This is a genomic window from Brevundimonas sp. (assembly GCF_035561115.1).
GTDB lineage: Bacteria > Pseudomonadota > Alphaproteobacteria > Caulobacterales > Caulobacteraceae > Brevundimonas.
Window position 1 is genome coordinate 14,641 of sequence record NZ_DATMYH010000110.1, and the last position, 25,311, is coordinate 39,951.

Here is a 25,311-nt window from a genome sequence, read left to right on the forward strand (position 1 = left end):
AATCGGGGCGCCAACCCTGCCAAACCCTGCCAAGTTGCGAACTGGTCGCACACGCTGCCCTTCCCCCTCCGCCGCCGAATGCAGGCTCAACAGCATGGACTCCGTGTGCGTCAGAATCGGTCGTAGCGACCGGGCGGCCCTATTCCTGCGCCGGCTGATCCATCAGCCGGCGGCTCAGATAGGTGTACTCCAGCGCCAGACGCCGGGCCGTCTCCCGCAGGTTCGCGCCCGCCGCATGGCCCCCGTCGGTGTTCTCGTAGAACAGCACCGGATAGCCCAGCTCTTCAAGCCGCGCCGCCGCCTTGCGGGCGTGGCCCGGATGGACGCGGTCGTCCTTGGTCGAGGTGTGGATGAAGACCTCGGGATAGGGCTGGCCGGTGCGCAGGTTCTGATAGGGCGAATAGCGCTGGATCCAGGCCCGTTCCGCCGGCACGTCGGGGTTGCCGTATTCGGCCATCCACGAGGCCCCGGCCAGCAGCTTGTGGAATCGCAGCATGTCGAACAGCGGCACCTGGATGACGGCGGCGTTGATCAGGTCCGGGCGCTGGGTCAGCATCGCCCCCATGAACAGCCCGCCCTGGGAGCCGCCCATGACGCCCAGTCGCGGCTGCGAGGTGATGTCGCGCGCGATCAGGTCCAGGGCCACGGCCTGATAGTCCTCGTGCGCCCGCTGGCGGTTCTCCTGCAACGCCGCCTGGTGCCAGCGCGGCCCGAACTCGCCGCCGCCGCGCGTATTGGCGATGACATAGACCCCGCCCCGCTCGAGCCACAGCTTGCCGACCGTGGCCGAATAGCCGGGCAGCAGCGAGTTCTGGAAGCCGCCATAGCCATACAGCAGCGTCGGATTCGACCCGTCCATGGCCATGTCGCCCCTGTGGACGACGAAATAGGGGATCATCGTCCCGTCGGCCGAGCGGGCCTCGAACTGGTCGACCGTCATCCCCGTAGCGTCGAACTTGGCCGGGAGGGATTTGGTCACAGCGGCCGCGCCCGTCGCGGCGTCGGCCAGATACAGGCTGGACGGGTTCAGATAGCCGCTGACGCTGACGAAGACCTGATCGTCGCGCTCGCTGGCCGAACCCACCCCGACCGACACATTCTGCGGCAGGTTCAGCCGCGTCCGCGCCCACTCGCCCGACGGGTTCGGCTCATAAACATAGACCCCGCCGCGCACGTTCTCGTACAGGGCCACGACCAGCTTGTTGCGGGTCGCGGTGATGCCCTCGATGGCCTCGCGCTCGGTCGGACGGATGACCAGCTGCGCCGGCGTCGCCGGATCGGCCAGCCAGCGGTTCAGGTCCCAGGCGATGACGTCCCCGGTTTTGAACGCCTGGCCCGACGGGGCGGTCCAGTCCTGATCGGTCGTCACCACCAGCTGGCCGCGCACCAGGGCGTTGATGTTGGACTTGGCCGGCAGCTCCAGCTTCGTGGTCGTGCCGTCGGCGTTCAGCCGGTGCGTTTCGCCCTCGTAGAAGTTGACGCCCCGGTTGATCAGCGTCGCCTGCACCACGCCGTCGGCGTCGCGCAGCGTATAGCCCGAGACAGAAACGTCGGTCGGCTGGCCGGTGAAGACCGTGCGCGCCTGATCGATCGTCTGGCCGCGCGTCAGCACCTTGACGATCATCGGATAGCCCGAGCTGGTCAGGGTGCCCGGGCCGAAATCGCGCGAGATCAGCAGGGTGTTCTCGTCCACCCACGACGCCCCGCCCTTGGACTCGGGCAGGACGAAGCCGTTCTCGACGAAGGTCTTCGTGGCGCGGTCGAACTCGCGCACCGTCACGGCGTCCTTGCCGCCGTCCGACAGGGAGATCAGGCAGCGCGTCTCCTCGGGCGGCAGGCAGGTCGCCCCCTTGTAGACCCAGTTCTTGCCCTCGGCCGCCGCCAAGGCGTCGAAGTCCAGGATCGTCTCCCACTGCGGCGCCCCGCTGCGATAGCTGTCCAGCGTCGTGGTGCGCCAGACGCCGCGCACATGCTCCGCGTCCTGCCAGAAATTGTCGATCGTGCCGTCGTGGTTGAAGCCGGGCGACGGGATGCGGTCGCGCGACTGGACGATCTCCAGCGCCTGCTGGTGCAGGGTCTCGAAGCGCGGATCGCCGCGCAGCACGCCCAGCGAGCGCTCGTTGTGTTCCTCGACCCAGGCCATGGCGCGCTCGCCCTCGACCTCTTCCAGCCACAGATACGGATCGGTCGCGTCCGTGGTCGCGAAGCCCCCCGAGCTCTCGGCGGCGGCCGGGGCGGGAACGGAGGTCTGGGCCATGGCGGCGCTCGAAAGGGCGGTGGAAGCGAGAAGCGCGGCGAGCGCGGCGGTGCGGATCATGTTGGTTGTCCCCGACTGAAGTCGGGCGGCACCTTACCGGGCGGCGGGTCAGCCACAAGCCGGGCCGGATAGAGGTTACGGCTTTGTCATCTTCGGGGGAGCAGGCAGCAGGCAGCAGGCAGCAGGGATTAGCGAGATCACGGACATCAGACGCCAGCGCCCTGGCCTGCTGCCTGCTCCCCAAGCCCTACTCCCTGAACCCTCCCCTCACGCCCCCTCATCCGGAATGCACAACACCACCCCGCACGCCTTGCAGTGCACCGCATCGGGATCGTGCTTCTGCAGGCCGCAGGTGGGACAGGGAAACCTGATCTTGTGCGGCCTGAAGATGGTCTGGGCCAGCCGCAGGAACAGGGTGATGCCCGTCAGCATGACCACGATCGACAGCACCCGCCCCCAGTTGCCCGGCAGGGTGATGTCTCCGAACCCGGTCGTCGTCAGGGTCGCGACGGTGAAATACAGGGCGTCCAGATAGCCGCTGATGCCGGGATGGCTGCCGCGGAAGGTGGCGTAGACGAACCCGGTCACCACGAAGATGAAGGTCACCAGCGAGGCCAGGGCCTTGGTGACCTCCTCGACCCGGGTGTCGTCGTACTTGTGGCCCACGGTGCGCCAGAAGAAGTCCGAGTGCAGCAGGGTCCATAGCCGCAGCAAGCGCAGGAAGCCGAAGTTGAACAGCCAGGCCGGGAACAGCAGGGTGGCCAGCACGAACAGATCGACCCAGGTCGCCGGCTTTTTCAGCCAGTCTTTCCAGTCGGTGTGGGCGTAGGCCCGGGCGGCCAGATCGGCCGCCAGAACGGCGGCGATGACATAGTCCACGACATAGAAGACGAGCCCGGCCTCGTGCAGGATCGGCGCGGCGAGAAAGAAGCCGATGATGGCGAAGTCGATGACGATGACCGCCAGCCGGAACCGCACCGCCAGCGGCGAGGAGCCGTGGTAGAGGTAGCGCAGCCGGGCCCGCAGACGCAGGCCCTCGGCCTTGTCGGGAACGGACTTCGGCGCGGCTTTGGCTCGACTCATGGCCCAGCTTAACGCGGTTCCCTCGCCTAAGGTCCAGTGCGTCTCTATATCGGGTCCAATGACCCGTCCCTTCGTCAAGATGAACGGCGCCGGCAACGACTTCGTCGTCGTCAATGCGCTGGAGACGCCGTTCGCGCCGACGGCCGATCAGGCGCGGGCCATCGCCGACCGCGAAACCGGCGAGGGCTGCGACCAGCTGATCGCCATCGAACCGTCCGCGACCGGCGACGCCTTCATGCGGGTGTGGAACGCCGACGGCGGCCAGGTCGAAACCTGCGGCAACGCCCTGCGGTGCGTCGGCTGGATGCTGATGGAATCGACCGGCAGGGACAGCGTCGTCATCGACACCCTGGGGGGAGCCGCAACGGCGCGGCGCGCCGCCGACGGCCGGATCACCGTCGACATGGGCGCGCCGCGGCTGGACTGGGAGCAGATACCGCTGGACGAGGCCATGGACACGCGCGGCATCGAGCTTCAGGTCGGGCCGATCGATGATCCGGTGCTGCATACGCCCGGCGCCGTCTCCATGGGCAATCCCCACGTCGTCTTCTTCATGGACCATACGCCGAACGACGCCTTCGTACGCGGCACGGGTTCGCTGATCGAACATCACCCGCGCTTCCCCGAGGGGGTCAATGTCGGCTTCGCCCATGTCACCGCGCCCGACCACATCCGCCTGCGTGTCTGGGAGCGCGGGGCCGGCCTGACGAAGGCCTGCGGCACCGGCGCCTGCGCCGCCCTCGTCGCGGCGGCGCGGCGCGGCCTGACCGGCCGGTCTGCGACAGTGGACGTCGACGGCGGCGAACTGTCCATCGCCTGGGACGAGGCAACGGACCACGTGCTGATGACGGGTCCGGTGGTGGTCGAGCGGACCGGGACGCTGTCGGTCTAGCGCCCGACAACCCGGCGGGTTGGCGCGGCAGGATTGCGCCTCGTACGCCCGGCCGGGTTCGCGCCGCGTCCCAATCCCGCTATAGGCCGCGCCATGACCACCCTCCTGTATGGCCGCCCACCGGCGGTATTCGACCCCCCCGGCGCGGCGACGCAGGTTTCGCCGCTGATTCCCGGCTCGACTCCGCTCGAGGACGCAGCCGAAGGCTCGGTCGACGAGATCATGATCTACGCCCCGCCCGGCGTGCTGGAGCGGCGCCATACGCTGGCGCTGGCGCTGAAGGCGTTGAAGCCGGGCGGTCGACTGGACGTCATGGCGGCCAAGGACAAGGGCGGGTCGCGGCTGAAGAAGGAGCTGGAAGGCTTCGGCGTCGAGGTCGGGGAGAGCGCCAGGGCGCACCACCGCCGCTGCGTCGTCATACGGCCGGAGACCCTGACCGGGATCGACGAGGCCATCGCCGAAGGGGCGCCGCGTCTGGTCGAGGGACTGGAAGCCTGGTCGCAGCCGGGGATCTTCGCCTGGGACCGGATCGACGCCGGTTCGCTTCTGCTGGCGCAGACCGCGCCGGCGCTGAAGGGGGCGGGAGCCGATCTCGGCTGCGGCTACGGCGCCCTGGCGACGGTGGTGCTGCGCTCGCCCGCGGTGACCTCGTTGCGGCTGGTCGATCTGGACCGGCGCGCCATCGCGGCGGCGCGGAAGAACGTCGTGGATCCGCGCGCCCGCTTCGAATGGGCGGATGTCCGCACCCTAGAAACGCCCGGCGATCTCGACTTTGTGGTCACCAATCCGCCTTTCCACGACGGCGGAGCCGAGGACAAGCGGCTGGGTCAGGCCTTCATCCGTCAGGCCGCGGCCATGCTGGGCAAGGGCGGGGTGCTTTGGCTCGTGGCCAACCGGCACCTGCCCTATGAGGCCGAACTGAACGCCGCCTTCAAGCGCGTGCGGATGGCCGCCGACGCGGGCGGGTACAAGGTGTTCGAGGCGGTGAAGTGAAGACGGCGACGGGCTCAAGCAGCGCGAAGCGCGGTAGCCCGCCAACAAGCCGCATCGACAAGCTGCTGGGGTCGATGGGCTATGGCTCGCGGACCGAGATGGCGCGGCTGGGCAAGGCGGGCGGGATCGTGCTGGACGGAGTCGACCTGACCGACGTGTCGAAACGGATCGCGGTGACGCCGGACCTGCCGGCGCGGATGGAGATCGACGGCGAGCCGCTGGATCCGCCGCCGGGTCTGGTGATGATGCTGAACAAGCCGCTGGGCATGACCTGTTCGCGCAAGGAGGACGGGGCCTTGGTCTATGACGTCCTGCCGCCGCGCTGGCGGCGACGCGATCCGGCCATCTCGACCATCGGCCGGCTGGACAAGCAGACCACGGGCCTGCTGCTGCTGACCGACGATGGCGACCTGCTGCACCGGGTGATTTCGCCCAAGCGCCATGTGGCCAAGGTTTACCGCGCGACGCTGGCGCGGCCGCTGGACGGGACCGAGGGTGGAGTTTTCGCCGCCGGGGGTCTGGTGCTGGAGGGGGAGGACAAGCCGCTGTCGCCGGCGGTGCTGGAGGTGCTGTCGCCCACCGAGGCCCGGCTGACCGTGACCGAGGGCCGCTATCACATGGTGCGGCGGATGTTCGCGGCGGTGGGCAATCACGTCGAGGGGCTGCACCGCGAACGCGTCGGCGGGCTGACCCTGCCGGACGATCTGGCGACGGGGGAGTGGCGGCTGCTGGACGCGGCGGAGATTGATCTGATCTTCCAGTGATCCCCTGATCCGATCATCCCGGCGAAAGCCGGGACCCAGTTCTTTGGGAGCTTCGGCGGGGCCGGTTCGCGCGTCCGCCAATCCCGCGCAGCCTGCCTCGCGAAAGCACTGGATCCCGGCTTTCGCCGGGATGCACGGATGAAGGCGCGGGAACCCGGGTCCATCTCGGGCTCTAAAGCTCCGCTTCCAGCGGAGACGGCATGACCGGGGCGACGATCAAGAGGGACCTGCGCACCGGGCGATCGCTGTGGGCGGACAGCCATGGTCTGGGCGTGCCCGTGCGGCCGCTGAAAGCGGCGATATCGGTCGATGTGGCCATCGTCGGGGCGGGGATCAGCGGCGCCTTCATGGCCCATGAATTGAGCCGCGACCACACGGTGGCGGTGCTGGACCGGCGACCGCCGCTGATGGGGTCGACGATCGCCTCCACGGCCCTGCTGCAGTGGGAGATCGACCTGCCGCTGACGGCGCTGGCCGACCGCATCGGCATGGCGAGGGCGAAGCGGGCCTGGCTGCGATCGCGCCAGGCGGTGGACGATCTGAAACGGATCATCGCCGACGAGGGGATCGTCTGCGGCTGTCACGGCAAGGACACCCTCTATCTGGCTGGCGACGCATACGGCCATCGCGCGCTGGAGGCCGAGGCTGTGGCGCGGGCGGCGATCGGGCTGGAGAGCCGGTACGTCGGACCGGAGGTGCTGCGCGAGCGGTTCGGCATCGAGCGGACCGGCGCCATCGTCAGCGGGGGCTCGGCCAGCGGCGATCCGGCGCGGCTGGCGGCGGGGTTGCTGCGACGGGCGCAGAAGGCGGGAGCGAAGGTGTATTCCCGCGTCGAGGTGATGCAGGCCGTCAGCGATCCGGACGGGGTCACCCTGCTGACCGACGCGGGCCATGCGGTGCGGGCCAGGGCGGTGGTGTTCTGCTGCGGCTATGAGTTCCCCCGCGGCGTGCCGACGCCGGGGGCGAAGGTGATCTCGACCTGGGCCCTGGCCTCGAAGCCGCGCCAGCGCTGTCCGGCGTGGTTGAGGGAGACACTGGTCTGGGAGGCGTCGGATCCGTACCTGTATCTCCGCATGGGCGGGGACGGGCGGCTGATCGTCGGCGGGGAGGACGAGGCGTCACCGGACGCCCATGCCGACCCGGCGAAGCGGACACGCAAATGCGAGACCATCGCCGCCAGGCTGAAGACCCTGTTGCCCCAGGTCGAATTCGAGATCGACTACAGCTGGGCCGGGGCGTTCGGCGAGAGCTCGACCGGCCTGCCGTCGATCGTCCCCGTTCCGGACATGGACCACGCCTGGGCCGTGATGGGGTTCGGCGGCAACGGCATCACCTATTCGGTCATCGCCTCGCAGGTGGTTTCGGCGGCGCTGCGCGGCGGGGCGGACCCGGACGCGGACCTGTACCGGCCTTGACCCCGCCGGGCGCCGGGAGCACCTGCGAGCGATGAGCGCCCACGCCAAGATCTGCGGACTGACCACGCCGGATGCGCTGGACGCGGCGCTCGCGGGCGGCGCGGCCTTCGTCGGCGCGGTGATGTTTCCGAAGAGCCCGCGCCACATCGAGCCGCTGCATGCCGCGACCCTGTTCGAGCGGGCCCGGGGCCGGGCCCGGATCGTGGCGGTGACGGTGGACGCCGACGACGCCCTGCTGACCGAGATCGCCCTGATCCTGAAGCCGGACCTGATCCAGCTGCACGGGTCGGAGACGCGTGAGCGGGCGGAGCGGGTCCGGTTGCTGACCGGGGCGGGCATCATCAAGGTGCTGCCTGTCCGCACGCATGAGGATTTCGCCGAGGCGGAGGCCTGGGAGCCGTTCGCCGATCATCTGATGTTCGACGCTAAGCCGCCCGAGGGCGCGGCCCTGCCGGGCGGGGTGGGCGCGCGGTTCGACTGGGTGCTGCTGGCCGACCGGGCCTTCCGTCATCCGTGGTTCGTCGCCGGGGGGCTGACGCCGGACAATGTCGGCGAGGCGATCCGGATTTCCGGCGCCCCGCTGGTGGACGTGTCCTCTGGCGTGGAAAGCGCGCCAGGTGTTAAGGACCCCGCGCTGGTCACGGCGTTCCTGGAGGCGGTGCGGTCGGCCTGAATTCCGCCGTCCCCTCGCGTGAAAGCTCCTTCCGTGAACGCCATCATCCCCAACAGCTACGCCCTGCCCGACGCCGAGGGCCGTTTCGGCCCCTATGGCGGGCGGTTCGTGGCCGAGACCCTGATGCCGCTGGTTCACGAGCTGAACGCGGCTTATGAGGCGGCCAAGGCGGATTCGACGTTCCAGGCCGAGCTGGACGGCTTCCTGACCGACTATGTCGGCCGGCCCAGCCCGCTGTATCTGGCCGAGCGGCTGACGGCCCACTACGGGGCCGCCGACATCTGGTTCAAGCGCGACGAGCTGAACCACACGGGCGCGCACAAGATCAACAACTGCATGGGCCAGATCCTGCTGGCCATGCGGATGGGCAAGACGCGGATCATCGCCGAGACCGGCGCCGGCCAGCACGGGGTGGCGACGGCGACCGTCTGCGCCCGCTTCGGCCTGAAATGCGTGGTCTACATGGGCGCCACCGACGTCGAGCGGCAGTCGCCCAACGTCTTCCGCATGAAGCTGCTCGGTGCGGAAGTCGTACCGGTCACCACGGGCCGGGCGACCCTCAAGGACGCCATGAACGAGGCGATGCGGGACTGGGTGACCAATGTCGAGGACACCTATTATCTGATCGGCACCGCCGCCGGGCCGCATCCCTATCCGGCCATGGTGCGCGACTTCCAGTCGGTGATCGGCAAGGAGACGCGGATCCAGATGCTGGCGCGCAAGGAGAAGCTGCCTGACGCCTGCGTGGCGGCCATCGGCGGCGGCTCCAACGCCATCGGCCTGTTCCATCCCTTCATCGAGGACGCCGGCGTGCGCCTGATCGGGGTCGAGGCGGCCGGGCGCGGGCTGGACGGGCCGGACCACGCAGCGAGCCTGCAGGGTGGACGGCCGGGCGTGCTGCACGGCAACCGGACCTATCTGCTGCAGGACGACGACGGTCAGATTCTGGAGGGCCATTCGATCTCGGCCGGCCTGGACTATCCCGGCATCGGGCCCGAGCACGCCTGGCTGAAAGACATCGGCCGCGCCGAATACCGCGCTGCGACCGACGCCGAGGCGCTGGAAGCCTTCCAGCTGTGCTCGAAGCTGGAAGGGATCATCCCGGCGCTGGAGCCCAGCCATGCGCTCGCCCGGGTCGGCGAGATCGCGAAGGAAGTGGGCAAGGGCGGCGACGTGGTGCTGAACATGTGCGGCCGGGGCGACAAGGACATTTTCGCCGTGGCGAAACATCTGGGCGTGGAGTTGTAGGATGAAGATCGCAGTGATGGCCGCCGCGGCGGCCCTTCTGGCCGCGCCGTCGTGGGCGCAGGAGCCGGCGCCCCCGGCGGCGGCGGCGGCGACGCCGGAGGCCCTGGTGCTGCCGGGCGCGACCCTGGCGCCGGATTGCGGCAATCTGTACGGCCTGGCCGGCCGGGCCTTCTGCGTCAGCGCGCCGCTGGCGGGGATCAGCGCCCTGGCCGACGCCTATGTCGCCGACTTCCGGGCCAAGGGCTGGATTCCGGCGGGCGGAGACGACAACCGCGTGGTGTTCGTGCGCCGGCGCGACGCCGGGGGCTGCGACGGGCTGCAGATGCAGGCCTTCTACGACACCTCGCGGCCCGCCGGTCCCGAAGCCATCGGCTATCTCGGCTTCGGCCCGATCCCGGGCGATGTCTGCGCGGCCCAACCCGCGGCCCCGGCCCCGACGGTCCCGCCCGCGCAATGACTACGGCCCGCATAGACGCCCGCTTCGAGGCGCTCAAGGCCGAGGGCCGGGCCGGGTTCGTGGCCTATGTCATGGCCGGGGATCCGACGCGGGAGCAGGCGCTGGAGATCCTGCGCGGCCTGCCGGGCGCGGGGGCCGACATCATCGAACTGGGTTTCCCCTTCTCGGACCCGATGGCCGAGGGACCGCCGATCCAGCGCGCCGCCCTGCGCGGACTGAAGGCGGGGCTGACGCTGAAGGGCACGCTGGCGCTGGCGGCGGCGTTCCGCGCCGGCGACGCCGACACGCCGGTCATTCTGATGGGCTATCTCAATCCGATCGAGACCTATGGCCATGCGGCCTTCGCACGCGATGCAGCGGCCAGCGGCGTGGACGGCCTCATCGTCGTCGACTGCCCGCCGGAAGAGGCCGGGCCGCTGTCGGACGCCCTGGACGCGGCCCAGGTGTCGCTGATCCGGCTGGCCACGCCGACCTCGGACGACGCGCGGCTGAAGATCATCGCCGAGCGGACCTCGGGCTTCGTCTACTATGTCTCGGTCGCGGGCGTGACCGGGGTCAAGGAGGCCCAGGCCCTGTCGGTGGCTCCGGCGGTCGAGCGGGTCCGCAAGGCCTCGGGCCTGCCGGTCGCGGTCGGCTTCGGGGTCAGGACGCCGGAACGGGCGGCCGAGATCGCCCGCGTGGCCGATGCGGTGGTGGCCGGCTCGGTTCTGGTCGATGAAGTCGCCGCCGCACTGGAAGCGAACGAACCCGCCGCGCCGCGCGTTCTGGCGAAGGTGCGGTCCCTCGCCGATGCGGTCCGGGGTGCGCGCGTGACAGAAAGCGTCTAAAGCGCCGCCATGGTCGACAAGAACAAACCTCCCCAGGAAAAACGCGGCGGCTGGCTCAGCCGCTTCGCTCCCGGCGTCCGCAAGATCGTCAGCCGGCGCGATACGCCGGACAATCTGTGGGTCAAGGACCCCGATACGGGCGAGATGCTGTACCGGCCGGATCTGGAGAATGCGCTCTGGGTGACCCCGTCGGGCCGCCATATGCGTATCAACGCCGATCAGCGGCTGCGCTACACCTTCGACGACGGCGCGTTCGAGGCCATCGACTCGCCTGACGTGCCCGAGGACCCGCTGAAATTCTCGGACGGCAAGCCCTACAAGGACCGCCTGATCGCAGCCCGCAAGGCCGCGGGCCGCAAGGATACGATGGCGATCGGCTTCGGCGAGCTGGACGGCACGCCGGCGGTGGTGATCGTCCAGGACTTCAGCTTCATGGGCGGATCGCTGGGCATGGCGGCGGGCGAGGCCTTCATCGCCGCAGCCAGGGCCGCAGTGGAGCGGGGCGTTCCGCTGGTCTGCTACACCGCCGCCGGCGGGGCCCGGATGCAGGAGGGCGCGCTCAGCCTGATGCAGATGGCGCGCACCACCCTGGCCATCCAGGAGCTGAAGGCGGCGCAGCTGCCCTTCGTCGTGGTGCTGACCGACCCGACCACCGGCGGGGTCACCGCCAGCTACGCCATGCTGGGCGACGTGCATCTGGCCGAGCCGGGCGCCCTGATCGGCTTCGCCGGTCCGCGCGTCATCGAGGCGACCATCCGCGAGAAACTGCCCCCGGGCTTCCAGCGCGCCGAATATCTGCAGGAAAAGGGCATGGTCGACCGCGTGGTCGCCCGCGAGGACCTGCCGAAGGTGCTGGGCCAGATCCTGTCGATGCTGATGGGCGGGCGGCGTCGGGCGGCCTGAGCCCTTGGACCCGATCTCCGAACGCCTGAGAGCGCGCCACCCGCAACGGATCGACCTGTCGCTGGACCGCATGCGGGTGCTGTGCGCCGCCCTGGGCGATCCCCAGCACCGGTTGCCGCCCGTGGTCCATGTGGCGGGGACCAACGGCAAGGGCTCGACCGTCGCCTTCATCCGCGCCATCGCCGAGGCGGCGGGCCTGCGGGTCCACGCCTACACCTCGCCGCATCTGGTGCGGTTCAATGAGCGCATCCGGCTGACGGGCCGGTTGATCGGGGATGAAGCGCTGAACGACATTCTCGATCGCATTGAGGCGGTCGGAAGCGAGGCGACGGTGTTTGAAAGCGCCACCGCCGCCGCCTTCGTCGCCATGAGCGAGACGCCCGCCGATCTGGCCGTGGTCGAGGTCGGTCTGGGCGGGGTGCTGGACGCCACAAACGTGATCGAACGGCCGCTGCTGAGCGTCATCGCCCCGGTCGATCTGGATCATGCGGAGTTCCTGGGAACCTCCCTGCCCGGGGTGGCGGCGGAGAAGGCGGGCATACTGAAGCCGGGCGCGCGCGGCCTGATCGCGCGCCAGTCGGAAGAGGCGATGGCGGCGATCGAGGCGGCGGCCCGGGCCGTGCACGCGCCCCTGACCGTCATGGGCGTGGATTTCGACGCCTGGGCCGAGCGGGGCGGCATGGCCTTCCAGGATCAGGAACGATTCCTCGACCTGCCCGCGCCGGCGCTGGTCGGGCCGCACCAGATCGCCAACGCCGGCCTGGCCGTCGCGGTGGCGCTGGAACTGGATCTTCCCGAGGCGGCGATCGCTGAAGGCCTGCGCGCCGTGCGCTGGCCCGCCCGCCTGCAGCGGCTGGCGGCGGGCCCCTTTGGCGAGACGGCGCGGGCGGCGGACGCGGAGCTGTGGCTGGACGGAGGGCATAATCCGCATGCGGCCCGGGCCCTCGCAGAGGCGCTGGCCGAGCGTCAGGCGAAGGCGCCCCGGCCGCTGGCCCTGATCGTCGGCATGCTGGCCAACAAGGACGCGGGCGGCTTCTTCGAGGCCCTGAAGGATTCAGGCGCGGCCGTCTTCACCGTACCGTTCGCGGGGCCGGCCGCGGACCCCGAAGCCCTGGCCGCCGTGGCGCGCGGACATGGCCTGGGCGCTACCTCCTGCGGCTCGGTCGAGGAGGCGCTGGAACGGGCGCTGCGCCTGGGCGCAGGCCGGGTGGCCATCTGCGGCTCGCTGTATCTGGCCGGAGAGGTGCTGGCCGCCGCCCGGGAAACCTGGCCGGACTGAACCCGCGAAGGCGGCTCGGCCGATCAGGCGGCGGAGGCCGTCCCGATTCCCGACTCGGCCAACCATTCGAGAATCTTGCCCTTGGGCATGGCGCCGACCTTCATCGAGGCCATCTGGCCGTCCTTGAACAGCATCAACGTCGGAATCCCTTTCACGCCCAGTCTGGACGGGACCATGGGGCTGTCGTCGATATTGACCTTTGCGATCACGACCTGACCCGCCAGATCGTCGGCGATCTGTTCGAGGGCCGGGCCGATCTGTTTGCACGGGCCGCACCATTCGGCCCAGAAGTCGACCAGCACGGGCCGGGACGCCTTCAGAACGTCGGCGTCGAAGCTGTCGTCGGTGACCTTGAGGGTGGCCATGGGAGAATCCTGTCTGTGGCCGCCGTCGCCGTACGGCGCGGAAGCGCGAAATGATCGGCCGGTCAGACTAGGCTGATTCCGGCCCGTTGCCGACGATGTGGGATGTCCGGGACCTCAAATCAACGCGGGCCCCGGCGACGACGCCGCTCAGGCGGCCAGCGCCGCCTCCATCAGGGCCGCGGGGACCGGCATGAGACGCGGTCCGTCGGTCCACACCAGCGCCGCCTCCACGGTCCGGTCCGGATAGAGCCGCGCCAGCACCGAGGCGTACACCGCCATCTGCAGCACATAGGCCGGGTCTGCGTCCTCGATGCGGTCGGGGGCCGGGCGGTTGGTCTTGTAGTCGACGACCAGCACCCGGTCGGGCGTGACCACGAGACGATCCATGCGTCCCGAGATCGGGACATCCCTGACGGATCCCGTCAGGGCGACCTCCGCACGCGAGCCGGGGCCAAACACGGGGGCGAAGCGTGCGTCGTCGAGGACGGCGAAGGCGGCGGCGATCATCTCTCCCCTCAGGGCGTCGTCGAGGTCCCGTTCACGGGACAGAATGCGCCGCGCGGCCTCCGGCCGTCCGGCCGGGGCGATGTCGGGCAGCCGCTCAAGCAGGCGATGGATCAGATCGCCGCGCCTGAACCGGCCCAATGAGACGCCGGGCCCGGCTGTCGCCAGCGGCGAGGGGGCGGGCGTGCGAATCAGTTCGTCCATTTTCGACGGGGAGGCGAAGCGGGCCGCCTTGTCCGGAGCAGGCGAGGACCGCGCCCAGGAGGGAACGGTTACCGTCGCCGGACGGGCGACGGCCCCGGCGGAGAGAGTTTCCGGGTCGGTCCCGAACCGCAGCACGCCGTCGCCGATGTCGCGCACGTTCAACGGGTCGTCGTCGCCGAGCCGCTGGAAGGTTTCGGCGACGACGTTCCACCAGCTGCCGGTCTCGAACCCCTCCTCGGGCCGCCGAAGCGCCCGCCCCATGACGACCAGCCGGTCGCGGGCGCGGGTCAGGGCGACGTAGAGCAGACGCAGGGATTCGGCGTCGGTGCGGGCGGCGCGGGCCTCGCGCGCGGCTTTCGAGGCGGGGCAGTCGTCCCTGGCCGAGCCGGGGCACATCAGCCAGCCCTCGCCCTCCTCGCCGTCCCCGTTCGTCGCGGGCATCAGGGTCGGGCCCTGCGGTTTGGCGCGCGAGGTCGTGTCGGGCAGGATGACGATCGGCGCCTCCAGCCCCTTGGCCCCGTGCACGGTCATGACGCGGACCTCGTTGCGGGCGCCCTCCATCTCGCGCTTGACCTCGACGTCGGCGGCTTCCAGCAGGGCGACGCAGGTTTCCAGATCGACGCCGCCCCGGTCCTCGGCGGACAGGACCTGGGCGAGGGTTTCGTCGATCGCCTCCTCGGCCTCGCGGCCCAGCCGGGCGAGGATGCGGGCGCGGCCCGAGACGCCGGTCTCGTCGACCCGGTTCAGCAGGCTGGAGAAGAAGGCGAAAGGGTCGCGGTCGCGGGCGTCGAGCGCGGCCTGGACGAAGTCGCGGGCGCGACGCCATTGCGGCTGCTCCTCGGCCCGGAGGCGCAGTTCGCGCCACAGGGAGCGACCCGCGCGGCCCTCCTTGTCGGCCAGCGGATAAAGGCTGTGCGGATCGCCGAAATCGGTCACGTCGCAGAACGGGCTGCGCAGGACCTCGGCCAGGCTGAGGTCGTCGTCGGGATAGAGGGCGAAGCGGGCGACGGCGATCAGGTCGTCGAAGACGATGTGCTCCTTCAGCTTGAGCCGGTCGGCCCCGGCGACGGGCACGGCCTCGGCCTTGAGGGCGCGGATGATCTCCTCGAACAGGGCGTCGCGCCGGCGGACCAGGACGAGGAAGTCGCCCCAGCGCGCCGGGCGTATCCCGTCGAGCGCGCGATGGTCGTGGACGGCGGTCCCGGTTTCGACCTGTTTGCGGATGTCTCGGGCAAGGGCCTGGGCCAGCTGTTTGCGGCCGCTGCGGGCGTCTTCCTTGTCGACCGGAGCGTTCCAGGCCTCGCGGTCCGGCGTTACGGGATCGCGGAAAAGGGGCCAGAGGTCGATCGAGCCGTGCTGGTCGACCCGAGCGGGATGGTGGGTCGGGATGTCGCCCGAGACGCCGACCAGGGCGCGGGTCCGCTCCGGTCCCTCGAAGGCGGCGTCGACGAAGGCCAGCACCTCTTCCGTGGACCGGAACGAGGTGTCCAGAGGCACCTCCTCGAACGGGCGTCCGGCGCCGCGGACCAGCGCCTCATAGGCCTGGGCCTCCTGCCGCAACCTTTCGGGCCGCGCGCCCTGGAAGGAGTAGATGGACTGTTTCTCGTCGCCGACGGCGAAGACGGTGCGGGGTATGCGGGCTCCGTCGGCGCGGCGCGCGGCGCCCTCGCCGGAGAAGAACTCCTCGGTCAGAGCCTTGAAGATGGCCCATTGGTCGGGCGCTGTGTCCTGGGCCTCGTCGATCAGGACATGCTCTATCCCGCCGTCCAGCTTGAACAGGACCCAGGCGGCGGTGGCGCGCGCGGTCAGAAGATCGACCGTGCGGACGACGAGGTCGGAGAAGTCGAGCGCGCCCTGCCGCGCCTTGGCGGCCTCGTAGAAGGCGGCATGGGCGGCGGCGAGGGTCAGGGCCTTGACCGTGTCGTCGGCCACCTTCGCCGCCCGCATGCGGTCGAGCACGGCGCAGTATTTGAGCGAGACGGAGTCGAGATACGCAGCCGCCGCGGGCGGGGCGCTCTTCGTGCCGAATTTCGTGCGCGCCTCGCCCCTGGAGTCGATGAACAGGGCCTTCATGGCGGCGAGGCTGGAGTGCGGCGGCGCGGCCTCGCGCATCAGCGCCGCGATCTTCTGGTCGTTGGCCGAGCCCATGGCGAAGCCGTCGGCAGCGGCGCGCCAGGCGGCCGGGTCGAGCCAGTTGAGAAAGCCGGTTTCGATCGCGGCGGGGGCGTCCTCCGCGCTGACCCCGGCCAGAACATGAGGCCCCGGTGCGGCGCCCGAGGCGATCCGTTCGACCCAGACGATCAGCTTGCTTCGCTCGGACTCGATCATGGCCAGCAGGGCGTGGAAGGATTTCCAGTCCAGCTCGACGGCGAAATGGGAATAGGCGGCCCCCACGGGCCCGTCGGGGTCCTTCAGCGCCTCGCGGGCCAGGTCCTCGCGGGCCTGATGCGACAGGGCGACGGCGGCCTCGTTCTCCAGCACCCTGAAGGCGGGCGAGACCCCGGCCTCGATCGGGAAGCGGCGCAGCAGCTTTTCGCAGAAGGCGTGGATCGTCTGGATCTTCAGCCCGCCCGGCGTCTCCAGGGCGCGGGCGAACAGGCGGCGGGCGTCGGACAGGTCGGCGGCGGTCAGGCTGGACGGGTCGCGCCCGTCCAGTTTGGCGAGATCGACGCTCAGCCTCCCGTCGTTCATCACCGCCCATTCGCCCAGCTTGTCGAACAGCCGGGCCTGCATCTCGGCGGCGGCGGCCCTGGTGTAGGTGACGCACAGGATCTCGCCGGGCGGAACCTTCCGCAGCAACAGCCGGGCGACGCGGTCGACGAGGGTGGTGGTCTTGCCCGAGCCGGCGTTGGCGGTGACGAAGACCGACCGGCCCGGATCGGCGGCGGCGGCCTGATGGGCGCGGGCCTGTTCGAGGAAGGACAGGGTCATTCTGGGGCCTCGTCCTCGCCGCCGACGACGTGCCACTCCCAGACCCGGGCGAGATGGTCGTAGTTGCCGCCGAAATTGCCCATGAACTGGGGCGCGGCCCAGGACACATAGGGCCGGGCCTCATCGTCGAAGGCGGCGACGCCGTCGACCAGCCGGGCCAGTTCGCGCTCGGCCAGTTCGGCGGCGGTCAGGGGCTGGCTGCGGGTGACCTTGCCGACGTCGACGGCCTCGCCCGGCGTCTTGCGGCCCGTGACCTTGACGTAGAGCAGCTCGGTCGCCGGCGTCGGCGGGGCGTCGGCGAAGCCGCCGGCCGCCAGGATGGCGGCGGTCAGGGTCAGCTGGGGGGCGAAGCCCTGGGCGACCTGTCTGGCGCTGGGGGTGGAGCCGGTCTTGAAGTCGATGACGGCCGCGCCGTCGGCGTCCAGTTCGATACGGTCCGCCTTCGCCGTCAGCGTGAAGGGGCCGAAGGGCGCGCCGAAGGTCATCTGGCCGGTCTGTTCGATCAGCAGGGTCGCGCCGCGCGCCCGGCGCTCGCGCTCCCATCCCGCGAGCCAGACGGCGCAGTTGCGGGCCAGGGGGGTCTCGCGGGCCATGGCGTGGTCCTCGAAGCCGGCGTCGTCGAGGGCCTCGCGCAGGAAACCCTCGATCTGGTCGGCGCAATCCTCGGGCAGGGCGTCGGGCCAGGTGACGACGACGCGTTCGATGGCCCGGTGCACGGCGTTGCCGCGCGCCATGGCCTCGGCCGAGGCGCCGGGGCGTTCGAGCTTCTGCAGGCCGAGGATGCGCTGGGCATAGACGGCGTAGGGGTCGCGCACCCAGCGCTCGATCCCGGTGACCGGCAGTTTCCGGGGCCGTCTGGAAACCGGGGGGGTCGTGGCCGGGCGGCGCTCGTACCGGGGCGGTCCCGGCAGCGGGACATCCAGCGCGCGAGCGGCATCCACGGCCGCGGAGGGGCGTTCGAGGACGACAGGGGTGGAAGGGGCGTCGGCCCCGCGGGTCAGCATCTCCAGCCGCCACAGCCAGCGCGACTTGACCGCGGGCTGACCGCCCCGGCGCTCGGAATGGACCAGTATGGCCTCTTCGGCGCAGGCCGCCTGGACGAAGTCCTGGGCGGTCTGGCCGAGGCGGCGCTCGGGCGGCGGCAGGCCGAGGGTCTGTCGCATGGGCCGCGACAGGAAGGGATCGGTCGGGGCGGCGTTGGGCCAGACCCCCTCCTCCAGCCCGGCCAGGATCATGCGGTCGGCCCGCACCAGCCGGGCCTCGATGGCGCCGAGGATGCGCAGGCGCGGCTGGGTGGCGCCGCCGGTGCGCACCGTCTCCTCGGCCAGCAGGCCGCGGATCAGGTCGGAGAACTCGGCGCGCGAGACGGCGCCCAGGGACGCCCCGCCCTCGATCAGACCGGACAGCAGGGCGGCGGCGGCCTCGCCGTCGGGACCGGCCCAGGCGTCCTGACCGGCGAGGGCCTCGATCAGTCCGGTCAGGGCGCGGGCGGCGGCGTCCAGCGGGGCGTCGGGCGTGAAGGGGGCGAGGGCGGCGGCGGACAGGGCCTCCAGCCGGTCGACCAGGGCCGTGGCGGCGGTCAGGCGGGCGCGGGTTCCCTCGGACGGGGCCTTGCCGTCGTCGCGGGGTTCGCCGGCCTTGAGCAGGGCGCGGCGCAGGCGGGCCCAATCGCGATGGCGGGGACCGCGCAGGGCGTGGTGTTCGAGGGCGCGCAGGGCGACGACGGCGTCGGTCTCGCCGAGATCGACCCGGGTCAGCGGGTGTTTCAGCAGACCCAGCAGGGCGTGGGGGTCGAGCGGCTTGTCGACGAAGCGGACGGCCAGGTCGATCAGCCGGCCGGCGCTCATGCGCGACAGGGGCTGGCCGGAGGAGACGTCGGCGGCGACGCCCCAGCGCTCCAGCCGCGCGGCGACGCGGCGGCCGAGGGCGAGGTCGGGGGTGACGAGGGCGCAGGTCTTTCCCGGGGTCTCCAGCGTCTCGCGCATCATCAGGGCGAGGGCGGCGGCGGCGTCCTCCTCGGCCCGGACGGTGACGACCGACAGGCCTTCGAGGCCCCGGGCGATGGGGTCGGCGGACTGTTCGCGGAAGGCGTCGGCGCGCAGGGCGGCGATGACGGCGCGCCAGTCGTCGGTGGCGTCGGCGGGGCGCAGGGCTTCGTTGATCAGCCTCTGGCGGGCGCGGCCGCGGGCCTCGGCGACGAGGTCTTCGGGGGGCTGGAACCAGGGACGGACGGCGTCGCGTTCGGCGCGGCCGTCCAGCAGCCGCCAAAGCGCGTTCTGCGGGTGCTGTTCGTTGTCGCCCAGGGTGGCCCAGACGGCCGGATCCAGCTCGCGGTCGAGGCCGGGCAGGACGACGCAGCCGCGCGGGGCTGCGGCGACGGCGGCCAGCACATCGGCGGCGGCGGGGGCGGTGCCGGTCGAGCCGGCGGCGATGACGGTCTGGCTCGGCGGCCGCTCGGTCCAGGCGGTGGCCAGCAGGCGCAGCAGCCGGGCGCGGCGCCAGGCGGGGTCGACCAGCCCCATGGTCTCAAGGCGCTTCGGCCAGGCCTCGACGGCGAGGGCGAGGAATTCGGCGGATTCGCGCCAGTGCTCGGCCAGATCGCCCTCGACCAGGGTCGCGACGCGGTGCAGGTCCCCGATCTCCTCCAGCTGGCAGGAATCGAGGAAGCCGCCCAGCGCATCGGCCATTTCCAGCGCGCGGGGGGGCGACAGGCCGGGACGGAAGTCCTCGACGATCATCCGCGCCATTTCGAAGCGGCGCGTCAGGGGGGCGATGGCCGGGGGCAGGTCGAGGCCCAGTTCGCCGGGCGCGAAGGGCGGCTCGTCCTCCTCCAGATCGCCGAGCGGGCGAACCTGCGGCAGCAGCAGGGGGCGGCCGCCGGCCTGTTTCGACAGGGCGGCGGTGAAGGCCCGGGCGGCGCGCCGGTTGGGCAGCAGGATGACGGCGTCGGACAGGGCCTCGGGCGGATGATCGCCCAGCCAGTCCAGCACCCCGGCGGCGAGGTCCTCGAGGAAGGGCCGGCGCGCCTCGATGGCGTACCAACGGGGGCCCGCGGGCAGGAATGGATCGAAGCGCGTGGTCATTCCCGCGCCAGTTTCGCCTCGGCCTCGTCGCGGGCCTGCGGATCGCCGACGTGCATCCAGTCGCCGTCCAGCACGCAGCCGTACAGGCGGCCCGCGGCGGCGGACCGGCGCCAGAAGCCGCTCAACGAGAAGGGACCCTCGGGGCCGTCGGCGACATAGTCGGGGCGGCAGATGTGGACGCCCATATAGGCGAAGGGCGCGGAGGGCGCGTCGCCGCGGAAGGTCAGCCTTCCATCCCCGGCGAGGAAGAAATCGCCGTCGCCTTCGAAGCCGATCGATCCTTCGCGTGTCGCGAGAAGAAGAGCGGCGTCCATGATTGATGGATTCCACAACCGGGCGAGTTGATTCAGCGCGTCGCCGTTCGGGTCGGTCCAGACGCTGTCGATGTTGGCGACGAAGACGGGATCGGGACCCAGCAGGCCGGCGGCCTTCCTCAGTCCGCCGCCGGTTTCCAGCAGTTCGGCGCGTTCGTCGGAGATGACGATCTCCGGCCCGCGGCTCCGGGCGGCCAGATGGCTTTCAAGGCGGTCGGCGAACCAGTGGACGTTCACCACGGCGCGCTCGACGCCCGCGTCGGCCAGCCGGTCCAGCACATGGTCGATCAGGGCGCGCCCGCCGACCTCGACCAGGGCCTTGGGCCGGTCGTCGGTGAGGGGGCGCATGCGCGTGCCGAGGCCCGCGGCCAGCACCATGGCGGATCCGGGCGCAGTCATAGTCGTCTCGTCTCCGGGACATGGGCGTCGAACCAGCGGGCGACGGGCTCGAGCCCGGGCGTCTTCAGATTGGTGTTCAGATGGGCCCACACACGCGGCATGAAGGCGCGGTAGCGGGGCTTGCCGTCGCGCACGATCAGCCGGGCGAATACGCCGAGGATGCGCGCCTCGTTCAAGGCCGCCAGACCGGCGTAGTCGCGCAGGAAGGCCTCGCGGTCCGTCGCCGGCCGCAGGGCGAAATAATGATCCAGCGCCCGCGCCTCCAGCGCCGCCGGAACGTCGCGGCGGGCGTCCTGCAGCAGGGAATGCAGGTCCCAGCACGGGTGGGCGCGCACGGCGTCCTGAAAGTCGATCAGGCCGACGCCGGCGGCGCCAGCCCGGCCCGGAAGGCGGATCAGATTCTCGGCGTGATAGTCGCGGTGCGCCATGACCGTAGCCCCGGCCGCGCCGCGCGCGATCACCGGCGCCCAGGCCGCGCGCCATTCGTCGATCGCGGCGGCGTCGAAAACGAGGCCGGGGTCCAGTCTCGGCATCCACTCCACGAACAGGTCGGCTCCGCCCTGCAGCGCGGTCTCGTCATAGGTCAGCAACGGCCAGTCGCCGGCGGCTCCGGTCAGGACGGCGGGCGCGGGGGCGTCGTGCAGGGTCGCCAAGGCCTCGACGGCGGCGAGATAGAGCGGCTCCTCCGGCGCGCCGGCTTCGATGACGCGGGCGAACAGGTCATCGCCGAAATCCTCCAGCACGGCCAGGCCCGAGGCGGCGTCGACGGCGACAATCTCCGGGGCGGACAGGCCGAGGCCTTTCAGATGGGCGGCGACCGCGGCGAAGGCTTCGATGCGGCCGGCTGACAGGCGGGCGACGGCGTTCCAGCCCTCCGCCTTGCGGCGCCCGGGCGACCAGGACGGATCGGCGGGCGAGCTCTCGGCGGCGGGCGGCTGGTCCATCAGGATCAGCGAGGCGCCCGAGGCGGTGGTCAGCCGCTCGTAGCGGCGCGTCGAGGCGTCGCCGGTCAAGGGCGCGCGCGCCGCCCCGGCCAGGCCGACGGCGTTCAGGAAATCGAGACGCTGCTGCTCGCGGTCAGACATGAAGGTCCTTCAGTTTCGTCTCCCATGCGCCTGCGCCGGAAACGGTCGCAACCCGGCCTTCTCCCATTTCCGCAAGGGTGATGGTCAGGATGTCGGGGCCCAGCCAGCGCACCGGGTCCTCGCCCAGCCGCTCGGGCCATTCGATGACGACGCAGCCGTCGTCCAGCGCCTCGTCCAGACCGATCTCGGACGCCTCTTCGGGCCGCGTCAGGCGGTAGAGGTCGAAATGGGCGACGGGCGGATCGCTGTCGTAGAATTGCACCAGGGTGAAGGTGGGAGACGGCACGTCCTCGTCGGGCCGCGTCAGGGCGCGGATGAGGCCGCGCGCCAGGGTCGACTTGCCCATGCCCAGCGGGCCGTACAGCAACACCGCCTCGCCCGGCGCGAGGCGGAGCGCGATGGAGGCTCCGAGACGGGCGGTGGCGTCGGCGTCGGGCAGCGTCAAGGCGTCCGTCTCAGGCAAAGTCGGCGTCCGGCTGGCTCGGAAGGACGCGCTCGGTGAAGGCCTTGAGCCCGTAGGTCGCCTTGACGGCGTCGATGTCGAGGCGCGTCGGCGGGATCGTCTTGCCCACCTTGAGCTGGAAGGCCTTGCGGCGTTTGTTCAGCAGCTCGTGGAAGAGGGTGATGTCTCGCAGTTCGGGCGAGATGCGGTCGAAGAAATGGAACAGGCGCGAAGTCGGGCCGGCGACATGGATCGGCACGATGGGGGCGCTGTATTTGCGCGCCAGCGAGGCGGCGGTCGGAGCCCATTCCGGATCGGTGACCGAGCCGTCGCGGGCCACCCGGGCCAGCCGTCCGGCCGGGAACATGACGACGCAGCGTTCGGCCTCAAAGGCCTGTTTCGCGGCGTACAGGGTGGCGCGGGTCTTTTCGCGGGTGCGTTTCTCGACCACCCACTCGACCGGAATGACAATCTCGCCCAGCCGGGGCGAAACGCGCAGGGCGTCGGCGTTGGCGAAAAAGACGGCGTCGGAGCGACGGGCGCGGATGGCGTCGAATACCGCGATGCCGTCGGCGATGCCGGTCGGGTGATTGGCCACAACAATGCAGCGGCCCATGGCCGGAATCCGCTCGGGGTTCATGACCGCGACCTTCAGGTCCAGCAGGTCGCTCATATGGTCCAGCGCCCCGGCGCCCGGGAGCGGCCCGACGGCGTCGGCCATGCGCACGGCGGCGCGGTAGTTGAGCAGCCTGTAGAGAAAGGGCCGGACCAGCGGCCAGGCGACGGAACCGGTCAGTCGCGGCGCGCGCTCGGCGATCAGCACGTCGCAGACGTGCGGTTCCCGGCGGGTCGGCGTGAGGGCGGCGATCTCGGTCATTCCACGCCGGTTGTCGCCGCTCGTGGCGCGCACGGCAAGCGGCTTGGCGGCCTGGGCGGGCGCGGGCGCTTCCGCCCTTTGCCGCGCGGTGCTACGCCAGCGCCGAGACTGACGACAAAGTCACGAGGAAACCGCTCATGCGTCACCGTTCCATGCTCGCGGGGGCCAGCGCCGCGCTCGCCCTGTTCGCCGCCGTTCCCGCCCTGGCCGAAACGCCCGCCGACGTCGCGGCCGCCCCGCCCGCGGCGGCGGTCCAGGCGTCCGACGCCTTCGACTATCGCGACATGATCTCGGCAAACCGGTTGGCCGACCCGCAGGTGTCGCCGGACGGGCGCCGGGTCGTCTACGCCGTGACCGCCACGGACGTCGCGACCAACAAGCGCGCCGGCGCGCTCTACATCATGGATCTGCGCGACGGCGGCGAAGGCCGCAAACTGGCGATCAGCGAGGGCGGAGCCAACACCGCGCGCTGGGGGTCGGACGGAAGGCTGTATTTCCTCTCGGGCCGCTCGGGCTCCAGCCAGGTGTGGCGCGCCGACGCCGATGGGACCAATCCCGTGCAGGTCACGGACCTGGCGCTGGACGTCAACGCCTACCGGCTGAGCCCCGGCGCGGACCGGGTGGCGGTGTCGCTGGCCGTCTTCCCCGAATGCGGCGACATCGCCTGCACGGTGGACCGGACCAGGGCCGTGGCCGACGATCCCTCGACCGGCCAGGTCTATGACCGCATGTTCGTCCGCCACTGGGACACCTGGAACGACGGGACCCAGAACCACCTCTTCGTCCAGTCGATCGGCGCCGACGGCCGCGCCACGGGTCAGCCCGTCCATGTGACCAGGGGCTTCGACGGCGACACCCCCTCCAAGCCGTTCGGCGACGAGAGCGAATTCACCTTCGCCCCGGACGGCCGGTCGATCGTCTTCTCGGCCCGCCTTGCCGGCCCGAGCGAGCCGTGGAGCACCAATTTCGACCTCTGGCGCACCAACGGCCTGACCGGAGACGGCGCGTTCGAGAACCTGACCGACGACAACGACGCCTGGGACACGGGTCCGGTCTTCTCGCCCGACGGCCGGACGATGGCCTATCGCGCCATGGCCCGCCCGGGCTTCGAGGCCGACAAATACGCCATCTTCCTGCGCGACGTGGCGACGGGCCGGACGCGCCAGATCGCGGCGGACTGGGACCGTTCAGCGGACAGCCTGCAATGGTCGGCTGACGGAAACACCGTCTATGTGACCGCCGGCGACGTCGGCCAGACCCGCATCTTCGCCATCGACACGCGCAACGGCGCGGTCGTTCCGGTCACGGGGCCAGGACATGTCTCGGCCTTCGCCCAGACCCCGTCGGGCTTCGTCTTCGCCCAGGACTCCCTGACGCGCCCGAGCGAGCTCTATGTGAAGACCTTCCGCGGCCGCGAAATGCCGCGCCGGATCACCAATGTGAATCCGCAGCTGGACGGCCAGGTGTTCGGCGAGCCCGAGCAATTCAGCTTCGCCGGCTGGAACGGCGAGACCGTCCACGGTTACGTCATCAAGCCTGCCGGCTATGTCGAAGGTCGGAAATATCCGGTCGCCTTCCTCATCCACGGCGGACCGCAGGGATCGTTCGGGAACAGCTGGTCGTACCGCTGGAATCCCGAGACCTACGCCGGCGCCGGCTATGCGGTGGTGATGATCGATTTCCACGGCTCGACCGGCTACGGCCAGGCCTTCACGGATTCGATCAGCCAGCACTGGGGCGACCGCCCGTTCGAGGATCTGCAGAAGGGCTGGGCCGCGGCGCAGGAACGCTACGGCTTCCTCGATGGCGACAACGCCTGCGCCCTGGGCGCCTCGTATGGCGGCTATATGGTCAACTGGATCGCCGGCGCCTGGCCGGGCGAGTTCAAATGCCTGGTCAATCACGACGGCGTCTTCGACACCTTCGGCATGGGCTATTCGACCGAGGAGCTGTGGTTCACCGAATGGGAGAACGGCGGCACGCCCTGGGACAATCCGCGCGCCTACCAGGAATTCAACCCGGCCAACCATGTTCGAAACTGGCGCGACCCGATGCTGGTGATCCAGGGCGACCTGGACTACCGCATCCCCACGGCTCAGGGCCTGTCGACCTTCACGGCCCTGCAGCGCCGGGGCGTCGACAGCCGCCTGGTCTTCTTCCCCAACGAGAACCACTGGGTGCTGAAGCCGGCCAACAGCCTGCAATGGCACACTGAGGTGTTCGGCTGGCTGGACAAGTATCTGAAGCCCGCGCCGTAGCATCCAGCGGAACCCCGTCTGAGCCTTCCGCCGCTTCGCGCGTTGTGGAGGGTTCGAC

Annotated in this window: 20 protein-coding genes; 11 read left to right on the forward strand and 9 right to left on the reverse strand. The window is 70.8% G+C overall.

Annotation, left to right across the window (positions count from 1 at the left end; genetic code table 11):
• Positions 1-139: 139 nt before the first annotated feature.
• Together VN378_RS15140 and VN378_RS15145 are read right to left on the reverse strand one after the other, a co-directional pair.
• Entirely contained in the window at positions 140-2,317 is a 2,178-nt protein-coding gene (locus VN378_RS15140; RefSeq protein WP_325744392.1) for a prolyl oligopeptidase family serine peptidase, read from the reverse strand.
• A gap of 207 nt (positions 2,318-2,524) precedes the next feature.
• Entirely contained in the window at positions 2,525-3,340 is an 816-nt protein-coding gene (locus VN378_RS15145) for a potassium channel family protein (protein ID WP_325744393.1), read from the reverse strand.
• Positions 3,341-3,398: 58 nt separating this feature from the next.
• On the opposite strand from VN378_RS15145, the gene dapF reads away from it, so the two are divergent.
• From dapF to VN378_RS15195, 10 genes are all read left to right on the forward strand, one after another.
• Positions 3,399-4,232 carry a diaminopimelate epimerase gene (gene dapF / locus VN378_RS15150; protein ID WP_325744394.1) on the forward strand — a complete coding sequence of 278 codons (834 nt, stop codon included), beginning with the start codon at positions 3,399-3,401 and terminating at the stop codon, positions 4,230-4,232.
• 93 nt (positions 4,233-4,325) lie between these two features.
• Positions 4,326-5,225: a class I SAM-dependent methyltransferase gene (locus tag VN378_RS15155; RefSeq protein ID WP_325744395.1), complete on the forward strand. Its 900-nt coding sequence runs from the start codon at positions 4,326-4,328 to the stop codon at positions 5,223-5,225.
• Between the two features lie 74 nt (positions 5,226-5,299).
• The gene (locus tag VN378_RS15160) at positions 5,300-5,989 is read left to right on the forward strand and encodes a pseudouridine synthase (RefSeq protein WP_325744426.1); all 690 of its coding nucleotides are present in this window, start codon (positions 5,300-5,302) and stop codon (positions 5,987-5,989) included.
• A gap of 200 nt (positions 5,990-6,189) precedes the next feature.
• A complete protein-coding gene (locus VN378_RS15165) occupies positions 6,190-7,404 on the forward strand; it encodes an FAD-binding oxidoreductase (protein ID WP_325744396.1) in 1,215 nt (404 codons plus the stop codon).
• Positions 7,405-7,435: 31 nt separating this feature from the next.
• Positions 7,436-8,077 carry a phosphoribosylanthranilate isomerase gene (locus tag VN378_RS15170; protein ID WP_325744397.1) on the forward strand — a complete coding sequence of 214 codons (642 nt, stop codon included), beginning with the start codon at positions 7,436-7,438 and terminating at the stop codon, positions 8,075-8,077.
• Positions 8,078-8,110: 33 nt separating this feature from the next.
• On the forward strand, positions 8,111-9,325 hold the full coding sequence (trpB, locus tag VN378_RS15175) for a tryptophan synthase subunit beta (RefSeq protein WP_325744398.1): 1,215 nt from the start codon (positions 8,111-8,113) through the stop codon (positions 9,323-9,325).
• 1 nt (position 9,326) lies between these two features.
• Positions 9,327-9,782: a hypothetical protein gene (locus VN378_RS15180; RefSeq protein ID WP_325744399.1), complete on the forward strand. Its 456-nt coding sequence runs from the start codon at positions 9,327-9,329 to the stop codon at positions 9,780-9,782.
• Positions 9,779-10,609, forward strand: a complete 831-nt coding sequence (gene trpA / locus VN378_RS15185) for a tryptophan synthase subunit alpha (RefSeq protein WP_325744400.1) — start codon at positions 9,779-9,781, stop codon at positions 10,607-10,609. Before VN378_RS15180 ends, trpA begins: the two co-directional genes overlap by 4 nt.
• Positions 10,610-10,618: 9 nt before the next feature.
• A complete protein-coding gene (accD, locus tag VN378_RS15190; RefSeq protein ID WP_325744401.1) occupies positions 10,619-11,512 on the forward strand; it encodes an acetyl-CoA carboxylase, carboxyltransferase subunit beta in 894 nt (297 codons plus the stop codon).
• 4 nt (positions 11,513-11,516) lie between these two features.
• Positions 11,517-12,791, forward strand: a complete 1,275-nt coding sequence (locus tag VN378_RS15195; RefSeq protein ID WP_325744402.1) for a folylpolyglutamate synthase/dihydrofolate synthase family protein — start codon at positions 11,517-11,519, stop codon at positions 12,789-12,791.
• A gap of 23 nt (positions 12,792-12,814) precedes the next feature.
• Here the strand turns inward: VN378_RS15195 and trxA are convergent, their stop codons facing one another.
• From trxA to VN378_RS15230, 7 genes are all read right to left on the reverse strand, one after another.
• Positions 12,815-13,156, reverse strand: coding sequence for a thioredoxin (trxA, locus tag VN378_RS15200; RefSeq protein ID WP_325744403.1), 342 nt, complete (start codon positions 13,154-13,156; stop codon positions 12,815-12,817).
• 147 nt (positions 13,157-13,303) lie between these two features.
• On the reverse strand, positions 13,304-16,795 hold the full coding sequence (gene addA, locus VN378_RS15205; RefSeq protein ID WP_325744404.1) for a double-strand break repair helicase AddA: 3,492 nt from the start codon (positions 16,793-16,795) through the stop codon (positions 13,304-13,306).
• Entirely contained in the window at positions 16,792-19,878 is a 3,087-nt protein-coding gene (addB, locus tag VN378_RS15210) for a double-strand break repair protein AddB (RefSeq protein WP_325744405.1), read from the reverse strand. The genes addA and addB overlap by 4 nt, the downstream gene beginning before the upstream one ends.
• On the reverse strand, positions 19,875-20,591 hold the full coding sequence (gene murU, locus VN378_RS15215; protein WP_325744406.1) for an N-acetylmuramate alpha-1-phosphate uridylyltransferase MurU: 717 nt from the start codon (positions 20,589-20,591) through the stop codon (positions 19,875-19,877). The genes addB and murU overlap by 4 nt, the downstream gene beginning before the upstream one ends.
• Positions 20,588-21,676 carry an N-acetylmuramate/N-acetylglucosamine kinase AmgK gene (amgK, locus tag VN378_RS15220; RefSeq protein WP_325744407.1) on the reverse strand — a complete coding sequence of 363 codons (1,089 nt, stop codon included), beginning with the start codon at positions 21,674-21,676 and terminating at the stop codon, positions 20,588-20,590. Before amgK ends, murU begins: the two co-directional genes overlap by 4 nt.
• The gene (tsaE, locus tag VN378_RS15225) at positions 21,669-22,121 is read right to left on the reverse strand and encodes a tRNA (adenosine(37)-N6)-threonylcarbamoyltransferase complex ATPase subunit type 1 TsaE (RefSeq protein ID WP_325744408.1); all 453 of its coding nucleotides are present in this window, start codon (positions 22,119-22,121) and stop codon (positions 21,669-21,671) included. Before tsaE ends, amgK begins: the two co-directional genes overlap by 8 nt.
• A 10-nt stretch (positions 22,122-22,131) precedes the next feature.
• Positions 22,132-22,995 carry a GNAT family N-acetyltransferase gene (locus VN378_RS15230; protein WP_325744409.1) on the reverse strand — a complete coding sequence of 288 codons (864 nt, stop codon included), beginning with the start codon at positions 22,993-22,995 and terminating at the stop codon, positions 22,132-22,134.
• A 137-nt stretch (positions 22,996-23,132) separates the two neighbouring features.
• On the opposite strand from VN378_RS15230, the gene VN378_RS15235 reads away from it, so the two are divergent.
• Positions 23,133-25,253 carry a S9 family peptidase gene (locus VN378_RS15235; RefSeq protein WP_325744410.1) on the forward strand — a complete coding sequence of 707 codons (2,121 nt, stop codon included), beginning with the start codon at positions 23,133-23,135 and terminating at the stop codon, positions 25,251-25,253.
• Positions 25,254-25,311: the final 58 nt, after the last annotated feature.

Bases quoted from the DNA above. Each gene is read 5' to 3' on its own strand.
- trxA (WP_325744403.1), bottom strand. From the start codon at position 13,156: ATGGCCACCCTCAAGGTCACCGACGACAGCTTCGACGCCGACGTTCTG.
- addB (WP_325744405.1), bottom strand. From the start codon at position 19,878: ATGACCACGCGCTTCGATCCATTCCTGCCCGCGGGCCCCCGTTGGTAC.
- addA (WP_325744404.1), bottom strand. From the start codon at position 16,795: ATGACCCTGTCCTTCCTCGAACAGGCCCGCGCCCATCAGGCCGCCGCC.
- VN378_RS15235 (WP_325744410.1), top strand. From the start codon at position 23,133: ATGCGTCACCGTTCCATGCTCGCGGGGGCCAGCGCCGCGCTCGCCCTG.
- VN378_RS15230 (WP_325744409.1), bottom strand. From the start codon at position 22,995: ATGACCGAGATCGCCGCCCTCACGCCGACCCGCCGGGAACCGCACGTC.
- VN378_RS15145 (WP_325744393.1), bottom strand. From the start codon at position 3,340: ATGAGTCGAGCCAAAGCCGCGCCGAAGTCCGTTCCCGACAAGGCCGAG.
- murU (WP_325744406.1), bottom strand. From the start codon at position 20,591: ATGACTGCGCCCGGATCCGCCATGGTGCTGGCCGCGGGCCTCGGCACG.
- VN378_RS15155 (WP_325744395.1), top strand. From the start codon at position 4,326: ATGACCACCCTCCTGTATGGCCGCCCACCGGCGGTATTCGACCCCCCC.
- trpA (WP_325744400.1), top strand. From the start codon at position 9,779: ATGACTACGGCCCGCATAGACGCCCGCTTCGAGGCGCTCAAGGCCGAG.
- VN378_RS15140 (WP_325744392.1), bottom strand. From the start codon at position 2,317: ATGATCCGCACCGCCGCGCTCGCCGCGCTTCTCGCTTCCACCGCCCTT.
- VN378_RS15165 (WP_325744396.1), top strand. From the start codon at position 6,190: ATGACCGGGGCGACGATCAAGAGGGACCTGCGCACCGGGCGATCGCTG.
- VN378_RS15170 (WP_325744397.1), top strand. From the start codon at position 7,436: ATGAGCGCCCACGCCAAGATCTGCGGACTGACCACGCCGGATGCGCTG.
- VN378_RS15160 (WP_325744426.1), top strand. From the start codon at position 5,300: ATGGGCTATGGCTCGCGGACCGAGATGGCGCGGCTGGGCAAGGCGGGC.
- VN378_RS15180 (WP_325744399.1), top strand. From the start codon at position 9,327: ATGAAGATCGCAGTGATGGCCGCCGCGGCGGCCCTTCTGGCCGCGCCG.
- amgK (WP_325744407.1), bottom strand. From the start codon at position 21,676: ATGTCTGACCGCGAGCAGCAGCGTCTCGATTTCCTGAACGCCGTCGGC.
- dapF (WP_325744394.1), top strand. From the start codon at position 3,399: ATGACCCGTCCCTTCGTCAAGATGAACGGCGCCGGCAACGACTTCGTC.
- accD (WP_325744401.1), top strand. From the start codon at position 10,619: ATGGTCGACAAGAACAAACCTCCCCAGGAAAAACGCGGCGGCTGGCTC.